Annotated in this window: 14 protein-coding genes; 11 read left to right on the top strand and 3 right to left on the bottom strand. The window is 56.5% G+C overall.

The window, feature by feature from the left end; genetic code table 11:
- Positions 1 to 226: 226 nt before the first annotated feature.
- From clpP to FS690_RS06920, 7 genes are all read left to right on the top strand, one after another.
- Positions 227 to 850 carry an ATP-dependent Clp endopeptidase proteolytic subunit ClpP gene (clpP, locus tag FS690_RS06950; RefSeq protein ID WP_010616837.1) on the top strand — a complete coding sequence of 208 codons (624 nt, stop codon included), beginning with the start codon at positions 227 to 229 and terminating at the stop codon, positions 848 to 850.
- Between the two features lie 129 nt (positions 851 to 979).
- Complete coding sequence (gene clpX / locus FS690_RS06945; protein ID WP_039382987.1) at positions 980 to 2,251, top strand: ATP-dependent protease ATP-binding subunit ClpX; 1,272 nt, start codon at positions 980 to 982, stop codon at positions 2,249 to 2,251.
- 189 nt (positions 2,252 to 2,440) lie between these two features.
- Positions 2,441 to 4,795: an endopeptidase La gene (gene lon / locus FS690_RS06940; protein WP_104084628.1), complete on the top strand. Its 2,355-nt coding sequence runs from the start codon at positions 2,441 to 2,443 to the stop codon at positions 4,793 to 4,795.
- A gap of 211 nt (positions 4,796 to 5,006) precedes the next feature.
- Positions 5,007 to 5,279 carry a nucleoid-associated protein HU-beta gene (gene hupB, locus FS690_RS06935; RefSeq protein ID WP_039382989.1) on the top strand — a complete coding sequence of 91 codons (273 nt, stop codon included), beginning with the start codon at positions 5,007 to 5,009 and terminating at the stop codon, positions 5,277 to 5,279.
- A gap of 236 nt (positions 5,280 to 5,515) precedes the next feature.
- Positions 5,516 to 7,384, top strand: a complete 1,869-nt coding sequence (gene ppiD / locus FS690_RS06930) for a peptidylprolyl isomerase (RefSeq protein WP_145339248.1) — start codon at positions 5,516 to 5,518, stop codon at positions 7,382 to 7,384.
- A 139-nt stretch (positions 7,385 to 7,523) separates the two neighbouring features.
- On the top strand, positions 7,524 to 7,850 hold the full coding sequence (locus FS690_RS06925; protein WP_071668933.1) for a helix-hairpin-helix domain-containing protein: 327 nt from the start codon (positions 7,524 to 7,526) through the stop codon (positions 7,848 to 7,850).
- A 101-nt stretch (positions 7,851 to 7,951) separates the two neighbouring features.
- Complete coding sequence (locus FS690_RS06920) at positions 7,952 to 8,356, top strand: thioesterase family protein (RefSeq protein ID WP_039382991.1); 405 nt, start codon at positions 7,952 to 7,954, stop codon at positions 8,354 to 8,356.
- A 42-nt stretch (positions 8,357 to 8,398) separates the two neighbouring features.
- On the opposite strand, the gene queC is transcribed toward FS690_RS06920, so the two are convergent.
- Both queC and FS690_RS06910 read right to left on the bottom strand, forming a co-directional pair.
- Complete coding sequence (queC, locus tag FS690_RS06915; RefSeq protein ID WP_039382992.1) at positions 8,399 to 9,094, bottom strand: 7-cyano-7-deazaguanine synthase QueC; 696 nt, start codon at positions 9,092 to 9,094, stop codon at positions 8,399 to 8,401.
- A gap of 26 nt (positions 9,095 to 9,120) precedes the next feature.
- Positions 9,121 to 10,830, bottom strand: coding sequence for an SgrR family transcriptional regulator (locus tag FS690_RS06910; protein WP_145339246.1), 1,710 nt, complete (start codon positions 10,828 to 10,830; stop codon positions 9,121 to 9,123).
- Positions 10,831 to 10,922: 92 nt separating this feature from the next.
- On the opposite strand from FS690_RS06910, the gene cof reads away from it, so the two are divergent.
- The gene (gene cof / locus FS690_RS06905; protein ID WP_145339244.1) at positions 10,923 to 11,744 is read left to right on the top strand and encodes an HMP-PP phosphatase; all 822 of its coding nucleotides are present in this window, start codon (positions 10,923 to 10,925) and stop codon (positions 11,742 to 11,744) included.
- A 35-nt stretch (positions 11,745 to 11,779) separates the two neighbouring features.
- Here the strand turns inward: cof and FS690_RS06900 are convergent, their stop codons facing one another.
- Positions 11,780 to 12,814 (bottom strand): PLP-dependent cysteine synthase family protein, encoded by a 1,035-nt coding sequence (locus tag FS690_RS06900; protein WP_071668937.1) that lies wholly within the window; start codon positions 12,812 to 12,814, stop codon positions 11,780 to 11,782.
- A gap of 115 nt (positions 12,815 to 12,929) precedes the next feature.
- Here FS690_RS06900 and FS690_RS06895 point away from each other — a divergent pair, with 115 nt between their 5' ends.
- From FS690_RS06895 to FS690_RS06885, 3 genes are read left to right on the top strand one after another with little or no spacing between them, the layout of a single operon-like run.
- Positions 12,930 to 13,391 carry an Lrp/AsnC family transcriptional regulator gene (locus tag FS690_RS06895; RefSeq protein WP_108569664.1) on the top strand — a complete coding sequence of 154 codons (462 nt, stop codon included), beginning with the start codon at positions 12,930 to 12,932 and terminating at the stop codon, positions 13,389 to 13,391.
- 22 nt (positions 13,392 to 13,413) lie between these two features.
- Positions 13,414 to 15,198, top strand: coding sequence for a SmdA family multidrug ABC transporter permease/ATP-binding protein (locus tag FS690_RS06890; RefSeq protein WP_145339242.1), 1,785 nt, complete (start codon positions 13,414 to 13,416; stop codon positions 15,196 to 15,198).
- Positions 15,191 to 16,954, top strand: a complete 1,764-nt coding sequence (locus FS690_RS06885) for a SmdB family multidrug efflux ABC transporter permease/ATP-binding protein (RefSeq protein ID WP_145339240.1) — start codon at positions 15,191 to 15,193, stop codon at positions 16,952 to 16,954. The genes FS690_RS06890 and FS690_RS06885 overlap by 8 nt, the downstream gene beginning before the upstream one ends.
- Positions 16,955 to 17,020 lie beyond the last annotated feature (66 nt).

The raw sequence follows: 17,020 nt of genomic DNA, 5'->3' as shown, positions 1-17,020 counted from the left end.
ATTATCCGTTATGCTCTTTTTCCAGGTTAGCGAATAGAGAAAAGGTTGTTATGCTTGAAACAACCGGGCAGCATCCCCAGATAGAGGAAGAATGCGAGAGAACCGTGAGGCTGGCTGATTAACCGTCCTGAAATGTCGGAACGAGGCGGCTGTGCATAGTTTTCGCAGCGCGTCTCACGTAGAATCGGTACAGAATGTTGCCAATGAAATTTATCAGGAGACGGTAATGTCATACAGTGGCGATCGTGAATTTACTGCACCAACTAATGCGCTGGTGCCAATGGTGGTCGAACAAACCTCGCGCGGCGAGCGTTCTTACGACATCTATTCCCGCCTGCTTAAAGAGCGCGTTATCTTTCTGACCGGTCAGGTTGAAGATCACATGGCGAACCTGATTGTGGCGCAGATGCTGTTTCTGGAAGCAGAGAATCCGGAAAAAGATATCTATCTCTACATCAATTCACCGGGTGGCGTGATTACGGCTGGTATGTCGATCTACGACACCATGAAATTCATTAAGCCGGACGTCAGCACCATCTGTATGGGCCAGGCGTGCTCAATGGGCGCGTTTTTGCTGACGGCAGGAACCAAAGGTAAACGTTTCTGCCTGCCTAACTCCCGCGTGATGATTCACCAGCCGCTGGGCGGCTATCAGGGACAGGCAACGGATATTGAAATTCACGCGCGTGAAATTTTGAAAGTAAAACAGCGCATGAATGAGCTGATGGCTGAGCATACCGGCAAATCGCTGGAGCAGATTGAGCGCGATACCGAACGCGATCGTTTCCTCTCTGCCAGCGAAGCGGTAGAGTATGGCCTGGTTGACTCTATACTGACACACCGTCAATAAGACGCACCTGCCTGGCCCTTACGCTATAGTTAACGGGGGGCAGGCAGATGAGTTGCATGCATACCGGCCGTTGTTGTACGGCCAGTGCCGTACACCAGAGTAGGTCTGAGAACGAAAAGAGGTTAGCTGATGACAGATAAGCGCAAAGACGGTTCAGGTAAGTTGCTGTACTGCTCTTTCTGCGGCAAAAGCCAGCATGAAGTCCGTAAGCTGATTGCCGGGCCGTCAGTCTATATTTGCGACGAATGTGTCGATTTATGTAATGACATCATTCGTGAAGAGATCAAAGAGGTTGCGCCCCATCGCGAGCGTAGCGCTCTGCCAACGCCACATGAAATTCGTCACCATCTCGATGACTATGTTATTGGTCAGGAAAAGGCGAAAAAAGTGCTGGCGGTTGCCGTTTACAACCACTACAAACGTCTGCGCAATGGCGATACCAGCAACGGTATTGAGCTGGGCAAAAGTAACATCCTGCTGATCGGCCCAACCGGTAGCGGTAAGACACTGCTGGCAGAGACGCTGGCGCGCCTGCTGGATGTGCCTTTTACCATGGCGGACGCCACTACGCTGACCGAAGCGGGCTACGTGGGCGAAGATGTAGAAAACATCATCCAGAAGCTGCTGCAGAAGTGCGACTATGATGTGCAGAAGGCGCAGCGCGGTATCGTCTACATCGATGAGATCGATAAAATCTCCCGTAAGTCTGATAACCCTTCTATTACGCGTGATGTGTCAGGCGAAGGCGTACAGCAGGCCCTGCTGAAGCTGATCGAAGGCACCGTTGCCGCTGTCCCGCCTCAGGGTGGCCGCAAACATCCGCAGCAGGAGTTCCTGCAGGTTGATACATCGAAAATCCTGTTTATCTGCGGCGGCGCATTTGCCGGCCTTGATAAGGTGATTTCGCAGCGTGTAGAAACCGGATCGGGTATCGGCTTTGGCGCGACAGTAAAAGGCAAATCGCAAAAAGCCAGCGAAGGCGAACTGCTGTCACAGGTAGAACCGGAAGATTTGATCAAATTTGGTCTGATTCCGGAATTTATCGGTCGTCTGCCAGTGGTTGCTACGCTGAACGAGCTGAGCGAAGAAGCCCTGATTCAGATCCTGCGCGAGCCGAAAAATGCGCTCACCAAGCAGTATCAGGCGCTGTTTAACCTGGAAGGCGTTGAGCTGGAGTTCCGCGACGAAGCGCTGACGGCTATCGCTAAAAAGGCGATGTCGCGTAAAACCGGTGCGCGCGGTCTGCGTTCTATCGTTGAGGCGGCGCTGCTGGAAACCATGTATGACCTGCCTTCAATGGAAGATGTCGAGAAAGTGGTTATCGATGATTCGGTGATTGATGGCGAGTCCGATCCGATGCTGATTTATGGAAAGCATGAAGCACAAGCTTCTGGCGAATAAATAAGCAGCCAAATCACGTTGTTATCTTAAAAAAGGGGAATTTTATTCCCCTTTTACTTTTCTCACCGCTGTGACATTGAATGTCGGACAAGCATCCCCATATACTCATAATCCTGTGGGTTTAACTGCATACAGCCTGTATTACGCGGTACCCATCACCTGGCGGACATTAAACTAAGAGAGAGCTCTATGAATCCTGAGCGTTCTGAACGCATTGAAATCCCTGTGTTGCCGCTGCGCGACGTGGTGGTTTATCCGCACATGGTAATTCCGTTGTTTGTTGGTCGGGAAAAATCGATTCGTTGCCTGGAAGCAGCAATGGATCATGACAAGAAGATCATGCTGGTTGCCCAGAAAGAGGCTTCAACGGATGAACCTGGAATTAACGATCTCTTTGCCGTAGGGACAGTGGCGTCCGTACTGCAGATGCTGAAGCTGCCTGATGGCACAGTTAAGGTGCTGGTGGAGGGCCTGCAGCGTGCCCGCATTACCACGCTATCTGACAATGGCGATCACTTTGTTGCTCAGGCTGAATATCTGACTTCGCCAGAAATTGAAGAGCGCGAGCAGGAAGTGCTGGTGCGCACCGCGATTAATCAGTTTGAAGGCTATATCAAGCTGAACAAAAAGATCCCGCCTGAAGTGCTGACGTCGCTGAACAGCATTGATGATGCGGCGCGCCTGGCCGATACCGTGGCGGCGCATATGCCTCTTAAGCTGGCGGATAAACAGTCCGTGCTGGAGATGTCCGACGTTAACGAGCGTCTGGAATATCTGATGGCGATGATGGAATCGGAAATCGACCTGCTGCAGGTTGAAAAACGTATTCGCAATCGCGTCAAAAAGCAGATGGAAAAAAGCCAGCGCGAATATTATCTGAATGAACAGATGAAGGCGATTCAGAAAGAGCTGGGCGAGATGGATGATGCGCCAGACGAGTATGAAGCGCTGAAGCGTAAAATCGACGCGGCTAAAATGCCATCTGAAGCGCGTGAAAAAGCGGAAGCTGAGCTGCAGAAGCTGAAGATGATGTCGCCGATGTCGGCAGAAGCGACGGTGGTGCGCGGCTATATCGACTGGATGGTGCAGGTTCCATGGAACGCGCGCAGTAAGGTGAAGAAAGATCTGCGCAAAGCGCAGGAGACGCTTGATACCGATCACTTTGGTCTTGAGCGCGTCAAAGATCGCATCCTTGAGTATCTTGCGGTGCAGAGTCGCGTCAGCAAAATCAAAGGCCCAATCCTCTGTCTGGTTGGCCCGCCGGGTGTGGGTAAAACCTCTCTGGGACAGTCGATTGCGAAAGCGACCGGACGTAAATATGTGCGTATGGCGCTGGGCGGCGTGCGCGATGAAGCTGAAATTCGCGGACATCGTCGCACCTATATCGGTTCAATGCCGGGCAAACTGATCCAGAAAATGGCGAAAGTGGGTGTGAAAAACCCGCTGTTTCTGCTGGATGAGATTGATAAAATGTCGTCTGATATGCGCGGCGATCCCGCTTCGGCACTGCTGGAAGTGCTGGATCCGGAACAGAACATCGCGTTTAACGATCACTACCTGGAAGTCGACTACGATCTGTCTGACGTGATGTTTGTCGCGACCTCCAACTCCATGAATATTCCGGCACCGCTGCTGGATCGTATGGAAGTGATCCGCCTGTCGGGCTATACCGAAGATGAAAAACTCAATATTGCGAAGCAGCATCTGCTGCCAAAACAGATTGAGCGCAATGCGCTGAAAGAGAAAGAGATCAGCGTTGACGATAGCGCAATCATCGGCATCATCCGCTATTACACGCGTGAAGCAGGCGTGCGTAGCCTGGAACGTGAGCTCTCTAAGTTATGCCGTAAAGCGGTCAAAGCGCTGCTGATGGATAAAACTCAGAAGAGCATCACAATTAATGGCGACAACCTGAAAGATTTCCTTGGCGTACAGCGTTTTGATTACGGTCGCGCTGACAGCGAAAACCGCGTAGGACAGGTGACCGGCCTGGCGTGGACAGAAGTGGGCGGCGATCTGCTGACCATCGAAACCGCATGTGTGCCAGGTAAAGGCAAGCTGACCTATACCGGTTCTCTCGGCGAGGTTATGCAGGAGTCGATTCAGGCTGCATTAACCGTGGTTCGCGCTCGGGCAGAAAAACTGGGTATTAACGGCGACTTCTACGAGAAGCGCGATATCCACGTGCACGTGCCGGAAGGGGCTACGCCGAAGGATGGTCCGAGTGCCGGTATTGCGATGTGTACGGCGCTGGTCTCCTGTCTGACCGGTAACCCGGTCCGTTCCGATGTGGCGATGACCGGTGAGATCACGCTGCGCGGTCAGGTACTGCCTATCGGTGGTCTGAAAGAGAAACTGCTGGCAGCACACCGTGGCGGGATTAAAACTGTACTGATCCCGGATGAAAACAAGCGCGATCTGGAAGAGATCCCGGCAAACGTGATTGCCGATCTCAGTATTCACCCGGTTAAACGCATTGAAGAGGTGCTGAATCTGGCCCTGGAAAATGCGCCATCCGGTATGCAGGTTGTGACGGCAAAATAGCGCTGAGCAGCAAACGCGGCTAAAAAACGAAGCTGGCAGGCCAAATCAGGCTTGCCAGCTTTTTTTTGCCTGTTAAGTTAGAGGGCTGCTGGATCGGCGATTAAGATGAATACCGTTGTTTCAGCACCACAGGCTTGTTATAACTGGCTGCGCGTTTGCTCCGGCGTAAAGAGACGGGGCAAAGTGAATAATAAAAGAGGGGATGAAGAGAGTGAATAAGTCACAGTTGATCGACAAAATCGCTGCAGAAGCGGACATTTCAAAAGCAGCAGCCGGACGTGTACTGGAGGCCTTTACCGAATCTGTTTCTGGCGCACTGAAAGAGGGCGACGAAGTAGCCCTGGTGGGTTTCGGTACTTTCTCTGTGCGCGAGCGCGCTGAGCGTGCCGGCCGTAATCCGCAGACCGGTAAAGAGATCACCATCCCGGCTGGCAAAGTACCGGGATTCCGCGCCGGTAAGGCGCTGAAAGACGCCGTTAATTAAGCCAGTCAGGATTAACCAGTGAAGCATTTTCTTCTCTGGATTGAGGACGAAAAAGCCGTTCTCATGTAACATACGGGCACATCATTACTGATGTGCCCTTTTTTATTTGATGCGCAGCTTAAGCCAGTGGCTTCAGTCTCCGCATGGTTGCCAGCTGCCAGCCTGAACTGCAGCTGCACGATGATGGCATCGTGTCTGAGCTTTACATTCACACTACAGCGGAGTGTTGTCATACCATGATGGACAATTTACGCGCGGCGTCGAATCATGTCGTGCTCAAGGTTATTCTGGGATTGATTATCCTGTCCTTTGTGCTTACCGGGGTGGGTAACTACCTGATAGGTGGCAATGGCGATTACGCTGCGAAAGTTAACGGCCACGAAATCAGCCGGGCTGAGCTGGAGCAGGCGTTTAACAGCGAGCGCAATCGTCAGCAGCAGATGCTGGGCGATCAGTTCTCGCAGCTGGCGAGCAATGATGGGTATATCCAGCAGATGCGCCAGCAGGCGCTGTCACAGCTGGTGGATCAGGCGCTGCTGGATCAGTACATCAGCGAGCTGCATCTCGGCATCAGTGATGAGCAGGTAAAGCAGGCCATTTTCAACCAGAAAGCGTTTCAGACCAACGGCAAATTTGATAATGCCAAATATAACGGTCTGATCACCAGCATGGGCTTCTCAGCCGATCAATATGCAGAAGCGCTGCGCAAGCAGTTGCTTAATCAGCAGCTGATCAACGCCATCGCTAACACTGATTTTATGCTGAAAGATGAAACCACAAAGCTGACCGATTTAGTCTCGCAGCAGCGGGAAATTCGTCAGGCGGTGATTAACGTGGATGCGCTGGCAGCGAAGCAGACGGTTAATGACGATGAGATCGCGCAGTATTATCAGCAGCATCAGAACAGCTTTATGGCCCCGGAGCAGTTCCGCGTCAGCTACATCAAAATGGATGCAGCAGCGATGCAGCAGCCGGTCAGCGAAGCGGACATTCAGAGCTGGTACGATCAACACAAAGCGGACTATTCACAGCCCCAGCGCAGCCGTTACAGCATCATACAGACCAAAACTGAGGCGGAAGCCCGATCGGTACTGGATGCGCTGAAGCAGGGCGGGGACTTTGCCAGCCTGGCGAAAAGCAAATCTGCCGATCCTATCTCCGCGCGTAAAGGCGGTGATATGGGCTGGCTGGAGCCTGCAACCACGCCGGACGAGCTGAAAAACGCCGGCCTGACGCAGAAAGGCCAGCTTTCAGACGTGATCAAGTCCTCAGTCGGTTTCCTGGTGGTACGTCTGGATGATATCCAGCCGGAGCAGGTGAAGCCGCTGGCGCAGGTGCATGACGTTATTGCAGATAAAGTTAAGCAGGAGAAAGCGCTTGACGCCTTCTATAAGCTGCAGCAGAAAGTCAGTGAAGCCGCCAGCAATGACAATGAATCGCTGGCGGGTGCAGCCCAGGCATCGGGTCTTAAAGTCAGTGAAACAGGCTGGTTTACCCGTGATGATATGCCTGCCGACCTCGACTTTGACGCGGTTAAACAGGCGGTCTTCAGCGGCGGCTTAATCGGGCAGAACGGCGCGCCGGGTAGCAACTCTGATATTATCAGCGTGGATGGCGATCGCGCATTTGTACTGCGCATCAGCGAACATAAACCGGAAGCGGTAAAACCGCTTGACCAGGTGAAGGCACAGGTTACCGACCGCATCAAACACGATAAGGCGACGCAGCAGGCTAAAGCGCAGGCAGATAAACTGCTGGCCGATCTGAAAGCGGGCAAGAGTGAGGCGCTGAGCGCGGCAGGACTGACGCTGAGCAGCAGCAAAGTGGTTGATCGTAACGCACAGGATCCGGTCGCCCAGACCGCATTTTCACTGCCGCAGCCGGCAGCGAATAAACCTTCCTGGGGCGTAAGCGAAGATATGCAGGGCAACGTCGTACTGGTCGCGCTGGATAAAGTCTCTGCCGGCAGCCTGCCGCAGAACCAGGTCGATGAGATGATCAAAGGCGTGACGCAGAACAATGCGCAGATCGCATTTGAAGCGCTGCTTGAAAACCTGCGCAAAGAGGCGAAGATCAAATATGGGGCAGCGGCACAAGCCCAGTAAGCCTCACAAAAAAAGGTAATTTTCTGCAACAATCAAAGGCCGCTTCTGCGGCCTTTTCCATCTCTGCGCTTCGCCTTTTGCCGGACATCCTCTGCTGTGACACGCTGCTGATGCTGTCAAACACAAGGAGAAAAACAGCATGAACAAATCTACTTTTCACGCATTTTGTCTGACACTGGCGCTGGGCGGCGCACTCTGCAGCAGCACTCTTGCGCATGCGGCGGGAGAGCCCGCGGAAGCACAGGCGAAGCCGCCCGCATCGCTGACGGCCGGAGCGGTCAGCATCAACGACGCTACCGCGGAGCAGCTGGCGAGCGCCATGAATGGCATCGGATTGAAAAAAGCGCAGGCGATCGTCAGCTATCGCGAAGAGTATGGGCGCTTCACCGCGCTGGATCAGCTCAAAGAGGTGCCGGGTATCGGCAGCGCGCTGGTCGAACGCAACAGCGATCGGCTCAAACTGTGAAGCACTTCGCGACGCTGAAGAATCTGTGAAGACCGGCAACAGGCTGTGCTATGCTCAACAGGTCCAACCAGTTAGTAATTTCAGCCTGTTCAGGAGCGTTGATGCAAACCACAATCAAAGTGCGCGGCTATCATCTGGATGTCTATCAGCACGTTAATAACGCGCGCTATCTCGAATTTCTGGAGGAGGCGCGCTGGCAGTGGCTGGAAGAAGCGGACGCCTTTAACTGGCTGATGGCGCAAAAACTGGCGTTCGTGGTGGTAAACATCAACATCAACTATCGCCGGCCTGCGGTTCTGGGCGACCGTCTGGTCATTGAAAGTGACGTGTCACAGCTCAGCGGTCGCAGCGGGATCATCGCACAGCGTGTGCTGCTTGCAGAAGATCGCACTCTGGTGGCTGACGCTCTGCTGACGTTTGTCTGTATCGATTTACGGACGCAAAAAGCGGTGCCGCTGGAGGGAGAACTGCGCGAACGCCTGGCCACTCTCATGGCCGGACGTTAAACCGTGGCGTCACCGCTGACGCCACGCCAGCGGCATGCTGACTCAGCGCAGGCCGCTTTTTTGCTTCATTGCCGTCATTATCGCGGCGGCATTGTCCTGATACTCCGCCAGCCCGCGGGCACGTAAATGACAGGCGGCGCAGGTTCCGCAGCCATCTCCTTTAATGCCGTTATAGCAGGTCAGCGTCTCTGTCCGCACCAGCGGCAGCTGCTGCCAGTAATCAGCAAGCGCCCAGGTCTCTGCTTTATTCAGCCACATCAGCGGCGTCTCAAAACGTATCTCGCGAGCCATGCCAAGGCTGACCGCGTGATTTAACGCTTTAACAAACTCATCGCGGCAGTCGGGATAGCCGGAGAAGTCGGTCTCGCAGACGCCGGTAATAACAGCTTCAGCTTCTACCTGATACGCGTAGACAGAAGCGAGCGTCAGAAACAGAATATTACGGCCCGGGACAAAGGTGCTGGGTAATCCGCTGGCATCAGCCTCATAGGCCGGTACCGGAATGTTATCGCGCGTCAGGCTGCTTATCGCCAGTTCGTTAAGCAGGGTGACATCCAGTACTTTATGCGCGCGCGCGCCCAGTTTATGTGCCAGCTCCGCCGCCACTTCGATCTCTTCGCGGTGGCGCTGGCCATAATCGAAGGTGACGCAGTGAACTTCATCATAGTGCTGCAGAGCCTGAATCAGGCAGGTGGTGGAGTCTTGTCCACCACTAAAAACGACAACGGCGCGTTTCATTAACTTATCTCTCCTGGTGTGGTCTCTTATGGTACTGCGTCAGCGCCGGAGTGAACAGGGCTGACGGCTGGCGGCGGGATCCACGCCCGGGTAAAGTCAAACCAGCCCAGTGAAGTCAGCCGCACACCTTCAACGCCCGCTGGCGCCAGTACCTGATAACGGTAGTTGAACAGCGGCAGCAGATAACCTTCGCTCATCAGCGTATGGAAAAGTTGCTGAACGGCGGACGAGCGTACGCTGTCGTCTGGCTCACGGGCGATCTGCTGAAGCGACTGACGAAAGCTGTCGCGCAGCGGCTGCCACAATCTGTCCTGCTCCAGCCAGTTCAGCAGGGTAAACTGCGGCGCGTCACCGATCAGCCGGTCGCCCATAATAATATCCGCTGCGGTGAGATCCTGCGCGTGGCCCCAGCTTTTTACCTCATGAAAGACGCAGCTCAGCTCACAGCCGTGTGAAGCCAGCAGCGTGACCAGCGCCTCCGCCATCACGTGCAGTTCAACCGGCAGATGGTAATGCAGGGTCAGTCGGGCGGGCAGGGCAACGGGGTCCGCCCCGGTCTGCGGAACCGGCCAGCCGGGCAGCAGCGAGTGACTCGGCGTAATCAATCCTTCTGCCAGCGGCAGCTGGCGGATTACATCGCTGCGCTGGATCAGCGTAATCAGCGTCCGGGCCTGAGCCGTACTGAAACGCAGCGAGGGGCGGGTGGCCAGATAGCAGAAGCCGCGGCTGATACTGCGGTCTACCGGCCGCAGCTGCTGCAGTTCGTCAGCATTGCCAATCGCAATCTGGACCGGATGCCGGCAGCTGTTGCCCTGTTCCGGCATAAACAGGGCAGGCGTGATCCAGTATTCAATACGCTGGATCAGCGCGCGCTGCAGATGCCAGCGCGCATAGCTCTCCAGCCGCAGCAGCGTCGGGGTAAACTGCACCAGCTGCCAGGGGCCGCTGCCGGTTTGCGGGCTGTCGGGGTGCGGCAGCAGACAGAATTGATGGGCCAGCCGCTGCGGCAGCCAGTAGTCGGGCCGATGCAGCCGGATACGCAGCGTGAGCGGATGCGGCGCGTCAATCTGCGCCACGCTGGCAAGCAGCGCGCGGCCGTCGGGGCTGCGGATAATCTGCTGCAGGACCGCTGCCAGCTGCGCGGCATACAGCGGCTCGCCGTTATGCCAGCTGAGCTGCGGACGCAGCCAGAAGCTCCAGTTCAGTCCGCTGCTGTCATGCTGCCAGTGGTGCGCCAGATCGCCGCTGACGCGGTTGTTTTCTACGCGCGTCAGGCCGGAGAATATCTGCCGGGCCAGATGCTGCTCAGCGCGGCCGAGAGGCTGCAGGGGGGCCGGGAACGCCAGGGTACGATAATAAGGAATGCGCAGCACCGGCATGCGATCCTGCCAGTGCCCGCCCATCAGTGGCTGCAGCAGCTGCAGCAGGCGTTCCGGCGGCAGATCAAGCGTCTGCAGCATCTGGATCGGTTCGCCCGCCAGCAGCTGGCGGTTAAGCAGCTGCTGGCGCAGCGTCTCCGGTGCGATCAGAAACTGCAGTTCACCCTGCTTACCGCGCCCCGGCTGGCTGCTCCAGCGGATCCAGCCCGCCTGCTGCCATTTTTTCAGCAGAGTACGCGCATGACGTTCGCTGCAGAAACAGCGCTGAGCCAGCATGGCAACGCTTAGTCGCTGCGTCTCTCCCTGGCTGGCGTGCCACAGCCGCTGAAACTGGCTGACACGATGAAGTTCACGCATAGTTAAACCCGGAACAGTTTTCAAAAAGTATTCACTATTCGTTCCGTAATTACCAGGCGATAGTAAAAGCATCCCCCGACAGGAGAACAGGCATGGCTCGTCTTGCAGCATTTGATATGGACGGCACGCTGCTGCTGCCCACGCATCAGTTAGGTAAAGAGACGCTGGAAACCCTGCATGCGCTGCAGCAGCGCAATGTGATTCTGGCTTTTGCCACCGGCCGCCATCTGCTGGATATGCAGGTGATCCGTACACAGATCACGCTGCCTGCCTGGCTGATAACCGGTAACGGCACGCGTATTCACGACCCGCAGGGCAACCAGTTGTATGGCTGCGATCTGACGGCGGACGTCGCAGAGCAGGTCATGCGAACCCGCTGGGAAACGCTAGCCTCCATTCACCTGTTTACCGACGAGGGCTGGTTTACTGATAAGCCACTGCCTGGCGCGCTGGAGGCGCACTCGCTGAGCGGATTTAGCTATCAGCTGTGCGATCTGCAGCAGATGTCAGGAAATAACATCACCAAAATCTGTTTTATCGCACCCCACGAGATGCTGCTGGCGCTGCAGGAAGAGCTGCAGCAGGCGCTGGGCGCGCGTGCCACTATCTGTTTTTCCGCCTGGGACTGTCTTGAGGTTCTGCCGACAGGTTGCCATAAAGGCGCGGCGCTGGCGCGACTGTGCGAACATCTCGATCTGCCGCTGGCGGAGTGTATGGCCTTTGGCGATGCGATGAACGATCGCGAGATGCTGGAGCAGGTAGGTAAAGGCTTTGTTATGGGCAACGCGATGCATCAGCTTAAAGCCGCGCTGCCGCATTTGCCGGTTATCGGACATTGCGAGACACAGGCGGTGTCTCACTATTTAAATCACTGGCTGACCACGCCCCACCTTGATTACTCCCCCAGGGGCTGAGTCTTGCCGTGAGCCGGACCGGATGTCCGGTTTTTTTATTGCAGCGCCTGCAGCCAGGGCTGAATATCGCCAATCTGCGCCGCAACCCACGCCGGGTTGTAATAGGTGTCAGGATAGCGTTCGCCGCTGTCGCAGAGCAGCGTAACCAGCGCGCCCCGTTCACCGCTGGCGCGCATGCGTTTCGCCACCTGCATCATGCCCCAGAAGTTGGTGCCGGTTGAAGCGCCGGGGCGCCGCCCGAGGATCTGTTCCAGCCGCAGCATAGCCGCCAGCGTGGCGCCATCGGGGACTTTGATCATCTCATCAATCACGTCGGGCAGAAAAGAGGGTTCGACGCGCGGGCGGCCGATTCCTTCAATCAGGCTGCCGCGTGCATTGCGCAAACTGCTGTCCCGGCTGTGCCAGTAGTCAAAAAATACCGAATGCTGCGGGTCAGTAACCAGCAGGCGGGTGGAGTAGCCCTGATAGCGAATATAGCGGCCCAGCGTGGCGGAAGTGCCGCCGGTGCCGGCGCTCATGATCAGCGTATGCGGCACCGGAAACGGCTCATGCGCCATCTGCCGGAAAATACTTTCAGCAATATTATTATTGCCGCGCCAGTCCGTCGCGCGCTCGGCATAGGTAAACTGATCCATAAAGTGGCCGTTGAGTTCACGCGCCAGCCGCTCAGACTCCGCGTAGAGCTGGCACGGATCAGCCACAAAATGGCACTCTCCGCCATAAAAACGGATCATCTCAATTTTGCGCTTTGCGGTACTGACCGGCATAACCGCGATAAACGGCAGGCCGAGCATCCGGGCAAAGTAGGCTTCCGATACGGCAGTACTGCCGGATGACGCTTCAATAATCGGGGTTTTTTCACCGATCCAGCCATTAGCCAGTCCATACAGAAACAGCGAACGCGCAAGGCGATGTTTCAGGCTGCCGCTGGGGTGCGTGCTCTCATCTTTGAGATAGAAAAAGATGCCCGGGAAATCGTCCAGCGTAAAGCGGATCAGGTGTGTGTCAGCCGAGCGCTGGATATCAGCGTTGATCTCATTAATGGCGTGGCGGATCCAGGGGGTTTGCATGGCGATTCTCTCCGGTTTTCATTGCCGCCAGTGTACGGCACGGGCAGGAAAAAGAGGTTGCTAAAACCAGGGTATAATCGGCGGTTCAGAGAAAAATATTCTCCGGTGAGGCGTGATGATAGATAAAATTGACCGTAAGCTGCTCGCCCTTTTGCAGAAGGATTGCACGCTATCGCTGCAGGCGCTGGCAGAGGCGGTCAATCTGACCACCACGCCCTGCTGGAAGCGCCTGAAAAAACTTGAAGATGACGGTATCATCCGGGCGCGCGTAGCGCTGCTGGATGGTGAAAAACTCGGTCTGTCACTGACCGCGTTTATGCTGATCAAAACGCAGCAGCACAGCAGCGAATGGTTCAGGCAGTTTGTCGCCGTGGTTGAGCCAATGCCGGAAGTCATGGCGTTCTACCGTATGGCCGGTGAGTATGACTATCTGCTGCGAATACAGGTTGCGGATATGAAGAGCTACGACGCGTTTTATAAGCGGCTGGTGAATGGCGTGCCGGGCCTGATAGATGTCACCTCCAGCTTTGCGATGGAAGAGATTAAATACTCAACCGCGCTGCCCGTTGTGCCCTGAAGCGTAAATAAAGAGAGAGATTGTGCGATTATTCAGCCAGCTTAGTTGGTATTTCCTGCGTGAGTGGCGCCGCTATGCCGGTGCTGTCTGCCTGCTTATTATCATCGCTTTACTGCAGCTTATCCCGCCGCATCTGGTCGGCGTAATTGTCGATGGCGTCACGCAGCAGCGGCTCTCTGCCGGGCAGATTATGATGTGGATCGGCGTTATGTTGCTGACCGCCGTTATCGTTTATCTGCTGCGCTATGTCTGGCGCGTGCTGCTGTTTGGCGCCTCGTATCAGCTGGCGGTAGAGCTGCGCGAGGACTTTTATCGTCAGCTAAGCCGGCAGCATCCTGCGTTCTATCTGCGCCATCGCACCGGCGATCTCATCGCGCGCGCAACGAATGATGTCGACCGCGTTGTGTTTGCAGCGGGAGAGGGAGTGCTGACGCTGGTGGACTCCCTGGTCATGGGGCTGGTAGTGCTGGCGGTCATGAGTACGCAGATAAGCTGGCAGCTGACGCTGCTGGCGCTGATCCCGATGCCCTTTATGGCGCTGGCGATCCAGCGGGATGGTTCCCGGCTGCATCAGCGTTTTAAAGTTGCGCAGGCGGCGTTCTCCAGCCTTAACGATCAGACGCAGGAGAGCCTGACCAGCATCCGTATGATCAAAGCATTTGGACTGGAAGATCACCAGTCGCAGCAGTTTGCTGACATCGCCAGCGATACCGGACGTAAAAATCTGCATGTTGCGCGGGTGGATGCGCGATTTGATCCCATTATTTACGTCGCCGTTGGCTTCTCCAACCTGCTGGCGATCGCAGGCGGCGGCTGGATGGTATGGCACGGTATCCTGACGCTGGGCCAGCTCACCAGCTTTGTGATGTATCTGGGGCTGATGATCTGGCCGATGCTGGCGCTGGCGTGGATGATCAACATCGTGGAGCGCGGCAGTGCGGCCTGGAGCCGTATTCGCGCGCTGCTGGCTGAAGCGCCGGCAGTGGCTGACGGCACCCTGACGTTACCGCCTGAGCCGGCTGTGCTGCAGCTCGCCATTGACGCCTTTCACTACCCGGGGACAGAAAATGCCGTACTGCAGGATATTCACGCGCAGCTGCAGCCAGGGCAGATGCTGGGATTATGTGGCCCGACCGGCTGCGGTAAAAGTACGCTGCTCAGTCTCATCCAGCGCCACTTCGATATCGATCGGGGAGAGATCCGCTACGGCGAGTTGCCGCTGGCGCAGCTGCAGCTGGACAGCTGGCGCAGCCGCCTGGCGGTAGTGAGCCAGACGCCGTTTCTGTTTTCTGACAGCGTGGCAAACAATCTGGCGCTGGGTCGTCCCGACGCCACGCAGCAGCAGATTGAGCAGGCGGCAAGAATGGCCTGCGTGCATGAGGATATTCTGCGCCTGCCGCAGGGCTATGAGACAGAGGTCGGAGAGCGTGGGGTCATGCTTTCGGGCGGACAGAAGCAGCGTATCGCGATTGCCCGTGCGCTGCTGCTGGAGGCGGAGATCCTGATTCTGGACGATGCGCTCTCTGCGGTAGATGGACGTACTGAACATGACATCCTGCATAACCTGCGCATCTGGGGAGAGAACCGTACGCTGATTATCAGCGCGCACCGTCTCTCGGCGTTAACGGAAGCGAGTGAAATTCTGGTGCTGCAGCAGGGGCGCGTTGCGCAGCGAGGCGATCATGACCAGCTGGCGGCGCAGCCGGGCTGGTACCGCGATATGTACCGCTATCAGCAGCTGGAAGCGGCGCTGGATGATGAGAGTGAAAACAAAGATGAAACCGCAACAGGAGCGCAGCATGGCTAAGTCGCAGCGGCTGTGGCCGACGCTGAAACGGCTGCTGGCATACGGAAAACCCTGGCGCCGCTCGCTGTGGCTGGCAACCGGTATGCTCTGGCTGGCGGCGGCGGCCGAGGTGACCGGCCCGGTGCTGGTCAGCTATTTTATCGATCGCCTGATCGCCAGACATCAGATGCCGTGGGGCATCGTGGCGGGATTACTGGTGAGTTTTATTCTGCTGCAGCTTATGGCGGCGGCGCTGCACTATTTTCAGGCGCTGCTGTTTAACCGTGCGGCAATCGGAGTGGTGCAGCAGCTGCGCGTTGATGTCATGAACGCGGCGCTGCGCCAGCCGCTGAGCGCGTTCGACACCCAGCCGGTGGGGCAGATTATTTCGCGCGTCACCAATGACACCGAGGTTATTAAAGATCTCTATGTCACCGTAGTCGCCACCGTGCTGCGCAGCGCCGCGCTGATTGGCGCGATGCTGGTCGCCATGTTTTCGCTCGACTGGCGTATGGCGCTGGTGGCGCTGGTTATTTTCCCGCTGGTGCTGACCGTGATGCTGATTTATCAGCGTTACAGTACCCCGATTGCCCGCCGGGTTCGCAGCTATCTGGCGGATATCAACAACGGCTTTAACGAAGTGATCAACGGCATGAGCGTGATCCAGCAGTTCCGGCAGCAGGCGCGTTTTGGGGCACGCATGAGCGAAGCGAGTCGCGCCCATTATATGGCGCGCATGCAGACGCTGCGGCTGGACGGATTTCTGCTGCGTCCGCTGCTTAGCCTCTTTTCTGCACTGATTTTGTGCGGCCTGTTACTGCTATTCAGTTTTGCTTCACCCGGCGCATTTGAAGTCGGCGTGCTTTATGCCTTTATCACCTACCTGGGCCGGCTGAATGAGCCGCTGATCGAACTGACGACGCAGCAGTCGATGCTGCAGCAGGCGGTGGTATCGGGTGAGCGCATCTTTGAACTGGTTGATGCGCATCAGCAGGGGTATGGCAGCGAAAGTGCTCCGCTGCGTTCCGGAGAAATTGCGCTGCACGACGTCAGTTTCGCCTATCGCGACGATCGCGACGTGCTGAGCAATATCTCCTTTACCGTGCCGTCACGGGGCTTCGTTGCGCTGGTCGGGCATACCGGCAGCGGCAAGAGCACGCTGGCAAACCTGCTGATGGGTTACTATCCGGTAAAGCACGGATCGATTGTGCTGGACGGGCGTCCGGTCTCTTCGCTCTCGCACGATGCGCTGCGCACCGGCATTGCCATGGTGCAGCAGGATCCGGTGGTGCTGGCCGATACGCTGCTGGCTAACGTACAGCTGGGGCGGGCGATCCCTGAAGAGCGGGTGTGGCAGGCGCTGGAGAGCGTGCAGCTCGCTACGCTGGCCCGCGCGCTACCGGACGGTATCCATACGCGACTGGGAGAGCAGGGCAATACGCTTTCGGTCGGGCAGAAACAGCTGCTGGCGCTGGCTCGCGTGCTGGTCGCGCCGCCGCAGATCCTGATCCTCGATGAAGCTACCGCGAACATCGATTCCGGCACCGAGCAGGCGATTCAGCAGGCGCTGCGCACTTTGCGCCAGCACAGCACGCTGGTGGTCATTGCGCACCGGCTCTCGACAATTATGGCGGCGGAACAAATCCTGGTGTTACATCGCGGCCATATTGCCGAGCGCGGTACGCATACAGAGCTACTGGCGCAGCAGGGGCGCTACTGGCAGATGTATCAGCTGCAGCAGGCTGGCGAGCAGCTGGCGGCCGGCGCATCCGCCTGAGTTGCACCTTTTTTGTTCATGCTGACCCGTTCTTTTCTCGCTTCTGCACCTCTTTGACGCCCTGAG

The organism is Pantoea sp. PSNIH1 (genome assembly GCF_007680655.1).
Lineage (GTDB): Bacteria > Pseudomonadota > Gammaproteobacteria > Enterobacterales > Enterobacteriaceae > Pantoea > Pantoea eucrina.
This window is presented reverse-complemented; position numbering and strand designations above follow the sequence as displayed.

Coding starts and splice junctions, on each gene's coding strand:
- clpX (WP_039382987.1), top strand. CDS start 980: ATGACAGATAAGCGCAAAGACGGTTCAGGTAAGTTGCTGTACTGCTCT.
- ppiD (WP_145339248.1), top strand. CDS start 5,516: ATGATGGACAATTTACGCGCGGCGTCGAATCATGTCGTGCTCAAGGTT.
- queC (WP_039382992.1), bottom strand. CDS start 9,094: ATGAAACGCGCCGTTGTCGTTTTTAGTGGTGGACAAGACTCCACCACC.
- FS690_RS06895 (WP_108569664.1), top strand. CDS start 12,930: ATGATAGATAAAATTGACCGTAAGCTGCTCGCCCTTTTGCAGAAGGAT.
- FS690_RS06920 (WP_039382991.1), top strand. CDS start 7,952: ATGCAAACCACAATCAAAGTGCGCGGCTATCATCTGGATGTCTATCAG.
- FS690_RS06885 (WP_145339240.1), top strand. CDS start 15,191: ATGGCTAAGTCGCAGCGGCTGTGGCCGACGCTGAAACGGCTGCTGGCA.
- FS690_RS06910 (WP_145339246.1), bottom strand. CDS start 10,830: ATGCGTGAACTTCATCGTGTCAGCCAGTTTCAGCGGCTGTGGCACGCC.
- FS690_RS06900 (WP_071668937.1), bottom strand. CDS start 12,814: ATGCAAACCCCCTGGATCCGCCACGCCATTAATGAGATCAACGCTGAT.
- cof (WP_145339244.1), top strand. CDS start 10,923: ATGGCTCGTCTTGCAGCATTTGATATGGACGGCACGCTGCTGCTGCCC.
- clpP (WP_010616837.1), top strand. CDS start 227: ATGTCATACAGTGGCGATCGTGAATTTACTGCACCAACTAATGCGCTG.
- FS690_RS06925 (WP_071668933.1), top strand. CDS start 7,524: ATGAACAAATCTACTTTTCACGCATTTTGTCTGACACTGGCGCTGGGC.
- lon (WP_104084628.1), top strand. CDS start 2,441: ATGAATCCTGAGCGTTCTGAACGCATTGAAATCCCTGTGTTGCCGCTG.